We start from the raw sequence: 12,869 nt of genomic DNA on the forward strand, positions 1-12,869 counted from the left end.
TAATCATGTTGGTCAGCAATCAATCAAAAAGAACGATTAATTGACCGACTGATTTTAAAATAATATTATTGCTCCCCATTTTTATTCAATAAACCTAAAAAATGCCATTACTTTCCTTATATGAATTAGAAAGCACATATTACCCCAAATTCATTGAAGCACTTCAACGTGATATGAAAACAAGCAACTACAGTGCACAAGTTAATCATCAAGCATTAAGTGTAGCCATTTCTTTATTGAGAGAACCTGGAAAATATACAGGCCTCAGCTTAGAGCAAATCATGATAGGAACCCTGAATATGGCAATAGTTCTGCAAATTTCCAAATATGGCTCTATTGCTCCGGAAAACATAGGGGAGAATCTTTATAATAATTACGTTCGTGAAAGCAATTATTGGTTTATGGGTTACAACCGGGCTTTAAAAAATCTCAAGGGATTATCCGATGAGGACGCTTTGAAATTAGCAATCCCCGTCATTGAGCGAGCTGCTAAGGGGTGCTTGTACATTACCCCCTGCTTCCTCCACACTTTAAATCTATTTTTCGAATATTGCATGCAGCTTAATAAAGATTTTATTCCTCCTGCTTTACCTACTGGGAATACATTTCATAAATGGAACCAAAACCAATTTTTGAGTTTTAACACAAGTTATTCCTCTTCTTTATTGAGTCAATCTTTATTTGCTGTGAAAGCTAACCGATTGCCCATAGAGCATCTTCCAAGCGATTTACAGAATGAATTAAACCTGTTGGTTGAAGAAGATGATGTAGGTGATGTGGATGATGCGAACACCACTTCACATTCATGTTGCACGATTAGTTAAACATCAATAAAGAATTGCTCTACGGCCCTTATTTCATCCTAAATTTGATCTTATAGATTTAATTTGGTACAATAAAATCAATTTCGAGTAGGCTTCAGGATCCAACCTGAATCGAAACTTGAAATACAACGACTTATCTTCTCCCCCAAGGATTGCTGGAGAACTGATTATTCTAGTTTTAATGAATGAACGGGTTTGTCGCTGAGGTAAAGTTCAGGAATAAATAAATTCAGGTTTGTTTACTCCTCAAGATTTTAATTCAGTGATAAAACAACTCGTTTTAATCCATCAAGTCTTACTTTATCTCCTACTAAAACTAATTCAGCTGCTCGTGAAGCAGTAATTTTTAATTTTTTTAAGGAGTATTGACCATGGCAATAATGAAACATGAATCAATAAAACCATCCCCTACGATAGAAGGAATGAGTAGTGCTTGGCTCACCATTCGCGTTGCAACTAATGATGTATACCAATACAAGATGGGGTTCAAAAAAATTTCAGCTGTTGATGATATTTATGTTTCTATTGAGGAATTTAGTAAAAATCCATATCAGTCCATTGAAGAGGCGATTAATGAACAGTCCAAAATCACCCCGGTTTTATTTACTAAACAAATGGAACGTACGAGTGCCTGTGGTAAGGAAAATACTTCTGTATCCTATTCTGAGTATCTTGCGACTTACATAGTAGAGGTCCAGCTTCCATCACCTATTGTGAACAGTGCGAAGAAAAAAGAGCGTACAGTTTATGAAAACGCATTTGAATTACCCCAAGGCTGCCAAATTCAATCCAACCAGATAAACCGTATGGTACTCGATGTATTGGGATTAGAACGCCATTTAATTGTTTGTCTTAACAAAACAAGTAAACATTTGGAACGACATGAAATTGGTCTTTTCAAAGAAAATGACACCTGGTTTTATCGCTTCCCCGGAGAAGATCAAGCCCATATATTACCTAATGTATTTGAGGAATTTTATGAACGATACCTCTATGACAGTTTAGAGCGGTATGCAAGGAGGTTACTCACTCGTGAACCTCAATGGCTCGATCTATGTGGCGGAAAATATGGAGAATCGGCTATGACACTGACCCTGGAGATATTTAAGTCAATGGCTTCTGCAGGGCATATTCCCAAAGATTTCGGACTGGATTATCATTTTCCCCTGGTATTAAACTGGAACTCTGATCCTACCAATCTGGCAATGATGTTAATACAAGGTTCCATGCAGTCAGAATCGAACTTATCCAAATTACCAGCGGATCTAATCAATAGAATTTTTGCAGATTCTGTTGATAAAAAACCAGAGGAGGTCAGCACTTACATCAACAAAGTCAATGAATCCGTTAAGAATAGCTATACTGCCAGTATTGCCCCGCAACTGATTTGCAAAGGAAACTGGGACAATCCTCCAAGCCTCCGTATTTCTTGTCCTAATGATCCAACACTGCTTGAGAAATTTTATCAATCGAGCCTGCAGTCGTTCCACCACATGGTGAATCTTGATACGAAGAATCATCAAATGATCATCAAAAGCTCCAAAGGCCTCGGCGATCAGGGTGTTTATTCAGCCAATGCAGGACATGAACTGGCTATTGCTTTTGCATCCCAGGAAGAGCGGGACAACTGGGCTGAATTAATGGGTTTGCAACATGATTATTACAATCAAGGAATTGGAATCTGGGCTGATCACCCTCAATGCATCTACTTTACGAGCCGGTTTTTCCTGATGCAGGAATTAAAACAATACATTCAGGAAAAACATCAAAAGGCGGAAGCCATGGTGCAAGCACTTGATACCCTCTCGGCAGAACCTACCAGCATTCTTACGAGATTCAGTTTCTTTGTGCAGCAATTGTATAAGAATGAACAAGAGGAAATGAAATCAAACCTGAAATACTGCAATAAGCAAATTTTAGCTGCAAAACTATTACTCGATGTTCTAAATAATAAAAGTGATGTTGACGGGTTAAGGTATAAATACCCTGATTATGTTTCAATCATAGAACAAGATGAAGTGCTTCATGGTGTTCTGGCAGAAATTGAGGAGAAGAGTTCTGCGCCACAACCAATGTGATTTGGAAATACACTTTGATTGAGTTTTAATTCAGCCATATTAATCCGTAATATGGCTGATTCAATATTATCAACAGCATTTTTAGCTTCGCTTTATAGTCTTCGTTGAGGTATCTCCTTAGGATCTTTCAAAACTCGTCTATAAAAATCGTGTGAGTACAGTTTCTTCATTGCTTTTTTAAAGATATTTAATGAGGTCTACATTGGATGCAACTCGATGCCAACTCATGTTGCATCGGCAGAGTGAAGCACTTTCATTTAAAAAAAATTCTAGATTGTAATCAAGTCAATTAGTGAATACACTAGCTTTTTTCAATTTTTATAAAGGATTATAAATGTGTTCCAAATTATCTAAGACGATTTTATCTCTCTCCATTTTTGCAACCTCTGCTTTCGCAGGTAGCATGGGATCAGCGCCTAATCCTCAAGGTTTTTTTATTGGGGTAGGTGGAAATTACAACTCCCTAAGGATTGATCAGAATTCATGGGGTCTAGGGATTTCAAGTTTGTATATTGACGGCGTGTACAATTCTACGGGAATTGCCCAAGGTAATGCCGCCCCGTTTAAAAACTGGAGCCAAAACTTATCACCAGAGGTTCAAACTGGATATTTAAGAAACTATAATGATAGCGTTTATTATGGGATTAAATTTACTTATCAATATCTTGGAGCAGTGGTAACGAATCGTGATCTTTACCTTCCTCAAACTGGGGTGCTCACCAGCGCATCAGGTGCCAAGAGCCCTATGTTTGGATATGCAATTGCTGATTCTGTTGAAACAACAATTAACCACGATATGAATTTATTCGCTTTAATTGGTAAAATATTTGACAATAAAAGCATATACTTAGGTGCAGGTCCTTCGTTAATCAGTTTGCAATCACAAAACTACAACTCTATAGGTTATGCCATTGTCAATGGTGAAACGCTCAATGTAACCGGTTTGGTAAACTATGGTTCGCCTACTATGTGGGCATGGGGTGGCGGTGCTCAAATTGGAATGAACTATTTTATTACTCCTTCATGGTTTATAGATGCATCCTATACTTTTTCAGCTTTAGAAGGTCGCGTAAGTCGACATGAACAATCATTTGTTAATACATCTACAATGAATGGTGATAACCTTTTAACAACAGGAATACTGGCAACAAAAGATACTTTTAAAACGACATTGTTGCAATCCATTAATATATCCATTAATAGAATGTTTGATTTTTAGATTTTTCGTGTTGATGTAATAAGCAGACCTCATTAAAAACAAAAGGCTAGTACGCTTTGACAGTTTTTATAAATATTTAATGAGATCTGCTTAGAAATAACTTTTAAACAAATGTACCGCAAAGTTACCCCAGAGGCGTCTTCATCCCCCTGTGTTTTATTATCGTTTAACGAGTTATGCTCGAATCTGGTGTATGGGAAAAATAAATTAGGTGGCGTATTCTGTTGATTGTTCCGCAAGAACATAATCAACAAAAGGAACTACGCCATGAAGAATTGTAAACTGAAAGAAGTCTCAACACCAGTTGAAAAAATTGCTGATCCCTTAACTGAATTATTGAGAAATGGAGCCCGTGATTTGATTAGGCAAGCAGTAGAAGCGGAGCTCAGTGCTATGTTGTCTGAATATGAGGATTATAAATTACTCGACGGTAGACAGGCTATCGTTCGCAACGGTTATTTGCCAGAAAGAACCATTCAGACAGGCGTTGGTGATGTCAGCATCAAAGTACCCAAAGTGCGGGACCGGGGAGGCTCTGGTATTCATTTTCAAAGCCATTTGTTACCTCCCTATTTAAGACGTACAAAGAGTATTGAGGAATTGATTCCCTGGCTTTATTTAAAAGGATTATCAACGGGTGATTACTCCGAGGCTTTAGGTTCTCTGTTGGGTGAGCATGCAAAAGGCTTATCTGCAAATACGGTGTGTCGATTAAAAAGCCAATGGCTTGATGAGCATCAAAGCTGGCAGCGTCAGGATTTAAGTCACAAGCGTTATGTTTATTGGTGGGCAGATGGTATTTACAGTCAAGTGCGAATGGATGACCGCTTGTGTTTGCTGGTTATTATTGGCGTTACTGAGCACGGTCATAAAGAGCTAGTCGCTGTGAGTGATGGGTTCCGTGAGTCCTCAGCAAGCTGGGAGGAGCTGTTGACAAGCTTACGACAAAGGGGCTTGCTCACACTCCAAAACTGGCTGCAGGGGATGGTGCATTGGGCTTTTGGAATGCTATTAGCAAAGTGTATCCCGATACCCGTCATCAACGATGTTGGGTGCATAAAACAGCCAATGTCCTGAATAAATTACCGAAATCGGTGCAGCCCAAGGTGAAAGCAGCATTGCATGAAATCTGGATGGCATCAACACGCAAAGAGGCTTATAAAGCGTTTGACAACACAGTGGAGTTATTCGCGCCTAAGTATCCAAAAGCAATGGAGTGCTTAAGTAAAGACCGTGAGGAATTACTCGCATTTTATGATTTTCCTGCGGAGCATTGGATTCATATCCGAACAACAAATCCAATTGAATCCGCTTTCGCTACAGTGCGCCTACGTACAAAAAAATCACGTAACTGTGGCTCAAGAGACAGCACGTTGGCAATGGTATTTAAATTGATGGAGTCAGCTCAGAAACGATGGATTAAAATTAGAGGGTTTAACCTATTAACTCTTGTTGTTAATAACGTGAAGTTTGAAGACGGAGTACAGGTTGGTGAACAATCAGACAGAAACGCCGCCTAATGCTGTACACCACTTTTGACAATAACTCTCGTTTAACTCATCATCCAATTTGTCCTTAAGCACTTCGCCTCGATCGCTGGTTAGATCCCAGGTAATTAATAAGTCCTTAATGTAATTAATTTATAATAAACAAGTGTTCCCTATAAAACCAACGCTAGATTACCTTGCGTTAGGTAACAAGAAATTTCCGACACTATCCTCAAATACGACCCCATTAATGTTAGCTTAATAAACTAAATGTATAATTATCTTATAATAAGTTCAATGATTGCCCTTAGGGGCTCAATTTAGAGAGTACATTTATGTTTAGTAAAATAGTAGAACAACGACTTCAAAGCGTCTTACATGATTCTAACCGAGAAGAGTTTAATGCTGTTATTGCGGACTCCTCTAAAATTGAAACACCAGAAGAAGAACTTCAATTCCTCCTAGCTTATCTTAATGGAATGATTGGAAAGGATAAAAAAAATGCAATTGTAAAGCTCATGGGTGAACTCTTGAGTAGCTATTTAATCTTTACCAATCCCTCCAGAGAATGTTGCCAAAAATTAAACACGATATTGAAAGGTTATCAATCGAGTGTTGGTAATAATCCAGTTTACACTGAGCAACTGCAACAGATGAGGGGGAATTTGTCCCAACAAATAAAACTAAAAGATACATCGGAATTCAAATCAACGCTTTTGAAAAATATGAGTCTGAGTGCGTGTGTGCTCATTACTCGGGCTTTGCTGGCAAAAAATAAATCTTTAAAAGGCGACTACATTGATTTAATGATTGAAAAATTAAAAAAAGTCTCTCCTTTAGATTTAGAAAAAACTCCTGTTCTACGCCAAAACTATCTGATTTTAATCAAGGAATTAAAAAAAGCAAATTCAGCCAATCATCTTTCCACCTTGGAAAAATTAGCTCGTCCCGTAGTGTTGATGCAAATTGGAGATTTAGCCCGGGACCAAGTTGAAAGTAATAATAAAAATATAAGTGTAATTGAAAATGAAATAAGAAACATACAAATACCGGTGGATATCGGAATTAATTTAGGGATTCTTAAAAAATACGGTAAAGAGGTTCAGGAACTTGAAGCAGAATTAAAAGAAATTGAAAAACTTTTATCAGAGGAAAAACAAAAGAAGCAAGTCCACCTCAAATATTTTGACGAAGCAGAAAAGATATATTCTGGAGAGGACTTAAGTCATTTTAAAAAATTAGGCGAAATCTTGATTGATATGAGCTTAGAGGCAGTGAAATTAAGTCAGTTAAGATATCAAGAGATTAATAGCCGCATTGTAGAATTTTCTAAACGAGTTGCACACCTGAGTTTTCAGGCAGAGAACGAAAATAAGGCAGTAAATAAAAAACATGCAGAAATTGAGAGAAATTATAGAAAATATTATTCCGATCAGGAAAACGCCTTAGCCCAATTAGAAATTGTAAAAGCACAACACAATGAAAGACTTAACTTTTTAAAAGAAAATAATTTGCTCGATAATTCGCAAGATTTAGACGATGCTATAAAAATTTTTGATGAGATAGACCATGTCAATGCAGCGTTTAAAGAAGCTGCTCTTAAATTTGCAGAAGAATTGCATTCTTTTGACCCATCACAGGACCTAAAAGAAAAAAGGCAAAAAATAGCAAAGCGTTTAGAGGAACTTCATGAGCTCTCTCAGCGATTCCCGATGGAAGATACTTTACGACGTTTAAGAAAACATTTGGAGAATTTGAGTCAGCAAGTCAATTCAAGCATTAAGAAAAATAAACAAACTCAGCTTAGTTCCACTAAGGAGAGTGAATCTGCAAAAATTGAACAACAAAAAATAGAACAAGAATCGGAAACTCGTGATGAAGAAATAATCGCTTTACAAGAGGAACAGAATACAAATTGGAAGGCTCTAAAATTATCTCTAAAAAATCAAAACTCTGAAATAGAGAGTAAAACGAAAGCCATCAAGTCTGCTTCCTTAAGTAATAAGGAACGGATAGATAGCCTCGGTACTTCTATCTTTTGGTATGGTTTGCCCATTATCCGCTTCTTTTTTGCTGATAGATTAAAAGCCAGACAAGCTGAACAAGCCACTCTAATCGCTGAGAATGGCGAATTAGCCAAGTTAAGCTCTAGCTTGCAAGATATAAAAAGTAGAGGAGAGAAGATTGCTGCCAGCAAAAATCAGGTCACCAATTTTGATTCCCTTACAGAGGCTTACGAGCAATTGGACACTTTGTTGAAGAAACCTCAATCAAAGTCACTGTCTCAGTACGCTCCTGAACTTTATGATGTTGCTCAATCCCCCTATGTTACTGTGAATACGCGCATAGCAGCGCTTAAAGCGGAAAAAGATCAACTGTTACGTCAGGCAGAGATAAAAAAAGAGGCCGTAGAAGCTTTTACCAGGAAGGTGGCTGAAATTCAGGAAAAAATAGACTTGTTAGAAAGTCACAAAGAAAGAACATTGACAGATCTGCTTATTGAAGAGCATGGGAAGGAAAAAGAAGGTATTGATCTGACTCAAATGGGAAACAAGCAATTCCTCCTACACCTCCAATCAAGTGCTGAAACAGATAATTTAGACCAAATTAAACTAATTATGGAGCACTGTATTCATCTTGATGCCCCAAACTCTAACGGTAATAATGCGTTACATTTTGCCGCTCATAAAGGAAAAGTTGAAGCTGCACGCTTGTTGTTAGGCAAAAAAGAGGCATGGCACTCTAAAAATAAAGACGGTAATACCCCCTTACATTTTGCCGCTTTAGGGGGAGAACCTGGAATGGTTCGGTTGTTGTTGGCTGATCTCAGGGATAAGGACAGTAATTTTAAAAATTATAAAGAGCATACTCCTTTACATCTAGCTGTTTCAAAAGGAAATCTTGAGATAGTGGACCTACTGCTCAGAGACTTAAAAACTAAAAATCTGGAGTGGAATCCTCCTAACGCTTCCAGGCATACCCCTTTAGATTCAGCCGTTTTACAAGGAAAAGCAACGGTTGTTAATTTATTAATAGACGATTTAATAGGCAGAAACGCTCACACCCAGGCTATCGATCAATTTAATAATTTGTTGTTCATTGCCTATAAAAAATACTCCGAGGCTGAAGAACCTAATAAAAGAGAGAGTTTTGAACTCATTATTCAAAAGTTAAAGGAACAAGGGGCTCGATTTGATTTAAGTAAACAGGATAGTGCTGAAAATAATATTTTTCACCTGGCGGCGAAGAATGGAGATATTCAACGAATTAAAGAATTAAGCAACCAGGATAAAAGCTTATTGAGCCAATTCGTGAGTAATCCAATTGATTTTTTTGTGAATAACCCGATTAATAAGAAAAATTCCGAGGGTAAGACTCCACTGCAATTAGCATTAGAGAATGATCATCTTCATGCAGTTCGCTTATTGATTCTTTCTGGAGCAAAGATTGATAAACAAACCTTTGCAACACAAAAGGGAAAACTGTTTCTCGCGGAAGTATCGTCTACAGAGAATAAGGAACTATATACCAGGTTCGTAAAAGAGGGATTAATAACCTCTCCAACCCAAGATGCAGTAGACTCATCAGAATTGGCAGAGCAAACTTCGACAGTAGATGGCAATGCGGAGTTGGCAGAAGATAATGACGAATCCTACGCGCAAGAAATGTCAGCAAAAGAAAGATTAGAAGAGGAAAGGTTAGCAAAAGAAAGGGAAGCAAGCGTTCTAAACAAAATAAAAAATATTGGTTCATTAGATTTTAATGAAAAAAAAGTAAGGGATGCATTGATAGGAGAAATAAAAACTGCCCCATCCCAGGAACGTTCGCGCTTAGCCAATGCCAAAGATAAAAATGGAAATACTCTCTTACACGTTTTAATTCACAATAAGGAAGAAGAGTCAGTTAGAGTGGTTTGTCAATATGCAGATGTCTATATTAAAGACAGTAACACTAAATCCGCACTCTCATTAGCAACAGAGTCTTTGCGTAAACAAAGTGATTCTCTTGTAGGGGTTTTGGAAAGTATGGTAGGTAAAAAAATTGAGGACTCCAAAGAGGCGAAAATTTATAAAGCCGTACAAGAAAAAGCGCATATACAGAATTTATCTCAACTCAGGTCAAATAATGCAATCTCTAATATGCAATTAGCATTACAGCAATTATTACTAAAACATAGGGGTCTAGAATTACAGCTTAAATCGAAGAACGCAGAGTTAGGAAAACTGAAGACGAGCAAGTCAGCCCCTCAAGTAGCCGCTAACATTGTTGATTTCATGAAAAAGACTGTAGTTAAAACAGATAATGGGACTGAAATTCAGCCTCTCGAATCTCAGAAAATAACTCAACTACACGATAAGATGATTGGAATAATTCAGGGAGTAAAGGAAGATATAGCATCTATGGAAGATACATTAAAATCCCTCAGAGATGCTGAGAAATACCAATGGCACTCCAAAGAACAGGACACCCTCTTACATGAAGACATTAAACAAGGCAAAATTGATATCTGGAATCAAAGAGGGAACGCACAAGCGTTAAAGGAAAATATTAATAAAACGAGTGACGGTTATCCGCCTTTACATTTAGCGATACTCTACGCAAAATCTGGCGATTCTCAAGAGGAGCAAGAGACAAGCTTCCACATGGCTAAGTTTCTGATTGAAAAAGGTGCAGATATTAATGCTAGAAATACTAAGGGAGAAACAGCATTACATTTACTGGCCCAACGAAGTGACCCGGCAGCACTGGGAATAGTGAAGTTACTCAAAGCACGTCAGGTCCAAACTGAGGCAGTCGATAATGATGGAAATAATGCCCGACAGATAGCAGAACGAGAACAAAATAAGAATTTTCTCAAGCTGTTCCCAACTAAATGTCAAAAATTGATTGACACGGGGTTTGGATTGTTCGCAGCAACGAAGCAAGCACCCACTGTGAATAAAACTGAAGAGGAACCAGTCTTCAGAGACAAGACCAAAGACTTTAAGGAAATGAGAAAGAAAAAACAAGAGGAAAGACAACATCAACAAGAAACGAAAAAACTGTCCGGTTAAAACTGGTTTTAACCGGGGGTTCAATAGAAGTAGTTAGCAACGCATTAATAGTAAGAAAGAATTACATTTTAAATAGGGTACCAAAATTGGTACCCTGAATATCTCAACAGAATTAAAGATAGTATTGACTTATTGATTTTACTCATGCCGCTGAGGTGAATCGAACACACGACCTTTTGATTACTAAACCTTATCCAATCGATAACAAACCACATCTAATCAAAATAATTTTCATTCGAGAACATAATTAAGTGTACCCCATAGAGCAATAAAGGGCGCTATAAAGCTATAATGAGCAGCTTATTGGAAAATAAGTCTTTTTAATCAATAAAATGCATGCTCATCAGATACAAAATTGTCAGATGATAGGTATAATGCGGAATATTTTATATTCTCAACTTGGTCATTAACACTTAGGGAAATTGTACATGAAGCATAGGTTCATCCTTAATCCGCAATTTTATTTTTCTTCTAGCCTACCTTAAGGATTATGATGAACTTACAACATAAAATCGCGGAAAAATACTTAACCGTAATTAAAAAATCACTCACGGGTTCTTTAGACACGTCTCAACCAGAACACTGGCAATTTAATATTGCTACAACAAAAGCTTTTAAATCATTTATGACTAATGGACAAGTTAGGACGCTCATTGGTCCCAAACGATTAGATAATATAGAACAGTCAATTAAATATATTACAAGTCATCATGTTAATGGTGATATTGTTGAAGCCGGATGTTGGCGAGGTGGCGCTTTATTGTATTTAAAAGCTTGTCTGAATGTTTATGAGGAACAAAACACAACCTCACGGAATGTTTGGGGTGCGGATCTATTCCCAGAGTCAAGCCAACTCGTTACTTCTTATTCTAAATTAATACGCTTTAAGAGCTTATTAAAAATTAGAAAATTACTTCCAAAGAAATCCCAACAGCGTTTAGCTAATCATATTATGGAAGCCTTTCCTAATGAACAATACGACAAAACAACCTTAAATAAGATCTTTGCTCTCGCCAATTCGTTAACCTATATAAAAAAGGAATCCTTAATATCGACTTCTCATCACGATCTCCTCGAAGCATTTAAACGGTATGATCTTTATGATGAGTCAATAAAATTAATGCCTGGATGGTTTAAAAATACCTTACCCTTAATGAAAGATAAAATTGAACATATTGCACTTTTACGTATTGACGCTGATTTTTATCAATCAACATTGGACGTACTCAACGCTTTATACCCAAAGTTATCGCAAAATGGTATTTGCATTATTGATGATTATGGTGGCTTTACAGAATGCCAGCGAGCAGTGGACGAGTACCGTAAACAACATCAAATAACTGAACCCCTAGAATCAGTTGACGGCACCTGTTATTACTGGATCGTTAAGAATCCCATCCAACAATGAAGTGAGTACCTTGCCTGGCCCAAGCTCAATAAAATCCAAATACCCTAAAGCCAGGCAATATTCGATGCTTTGATGCCAAAATACAGGCCTCACTAACTGTTGGCTCAGTAATTGAGGCATGTCGATAGAACAATCAACCTGTGCTCGTGCAGTAGCATTGAGTATGATCGGATATCGGGGCTGGTGAAACTGAAATTGTTTGAGATAGGAATAAAGAGTTTCAGCAGCGGATTGCATCAAAGGAGAATGGAATGCTCCACTAACCTTTAAGGGAATAAAACGTCCTTCAACAAATAATTTGGAACTGGCATCGACCGATTCCTTTGTTCCTGAAATCACGGTTTGCATTGGAGCATTATAATTAGCAATCACTAATGGCAGCTGGTTTTCTTTGATAATCGTCTCAATTTTAGCCGCACTCATTCCAACTATTGCCGCCATAGCTCCCTCTTTAGCTTCATTCATCAATTCTGCACGTCGCTTAACGATTCTCAGTCCAGTAGCAAAATCAAAAACTTCGGCCACATAAAGTGCTGCATACTCACCTAAACTATGTCCTAATACCATATCCACTTTTAATTCGGCTTTTCTAGCAAGCCATGCCATTATGGAAATACAATAAATGAGTGGTTGAGTATATAAAGTTTGATTCATCACACCACTCAATACAGCTTGCTCCAGGTCATAACCAAGTATCTGATTTGCTTCAGAAACAACATCGGGAAATAATTTAAATAAATCTTGTCCCATTCCTTTAAATTGTGAACCTTGGCCAGGAAATAATAATACACTCATAAAC

General features: G+C 37.4%; 6 protein-coding genes and 1 pseudogene. 6 read left to right on the forward strand and 1 reads right to left on the reverse strand.

Annotated features, from left to right (window positions below; genetic code table 11):
* Nucleotides 1-101: 101 nt before the first annotated feature.
* From ACF8MK_RS16460 to ACF8MK_RS16485, 6 genes and pseudogenes are all read left to right on the forward strand, one after another.
* A complete protein-coding gene (locus ACF8MK_RS16460) occupies nt 102-824 on the forward strand; it encodes a hypothetical protein (RefSeq protein WP_392537567.1) in 723 nt (240 codons plus the stop codon).
* Nucleotides 825-1,195: 371 nt separating this feature from the next.
* Complete coding sequence (locus ACF8MK_RS16465) at nt 1,196-2,902, forward strand: hypothetical protein (RefSeq protein ID WP_392537568.1); 1,707 nt, start codon at nt 1,196-1,198, stop codon at nt 2,900-2,902.
* Nucleotides 2,903-3,236: 334 nt separating this feature from the next.
* Nucleotides 3,237-4,121: an outer membrane protein gene (locus tag ACF8MK_RS16470; RefSeq protein ID WP_392537569.1), complete on the forward strand. Its 885-nt coding sequence runs from the start codon at nt 3,237-3,239 to the stop codon at nt 4,119-4,121.
* A 267-nt stretch (nt 4,122-4,388) separates the two neighbouring features.
* Nucleotides 4,389-5,641, forward strand: a pseudogene (locus ACF8MK_RS16475) (IS256 family transposase).
* 302 nt (nt 5,642-5,943) lie between these two features.
* Nucleotides 5,944-10,662, forward strand: a complete 4,719-nt coding sequence (locus tag ACF8MK_RS16480; RefSeq protein ID WP_392537570.1) for an ankyrin repeat domain-containing protein — start codon at nt 5,944-5,946, stop codon at nt 10,660-10,662.
* 490 nt (nt 10,663-11,152) lie between these two features.
* A complete protein-coding gene (locus tag ACF8MK_RS16485; protein ID WP_392537571.1) occupies nt 11,153-12,070 on the forward strand; it encodes a TylF/MycF/NovP-related O-methyltransferase in 918 nt (305 codons plus the stop codon).
* On the opposite strand, the gene fabD is transcribed toward ACF8MK_RS16485, so the two are convergent.
* A complete protein-coding gene (gene fabD / locus ACF8MK_RS16490) occupies nt 12,017-12,865 on the reverse strand; it encodes an ACP S-malonyltransferase (RefSeq protein WP_392537572.1) in 849 nt (282 codons plus the stop codon). The two genes, ACF8MK_RS16485 and fabD, sit on opposite strands and share 54 nt — an antisense overlap.
* Between the last annotated feature and the right edge of the window lie 4 nt (nt 12,866-12,869).

Origin of the sequence: Legionella sp. 227 (genome assembly GCF_043161935.1) — a bacterium.
Lineage (GTDB): Bacteria > Pseudomonadota > Gammaproteobacteria > Legionellales > Legionellaceae > Legionella > Legionella sheltonii.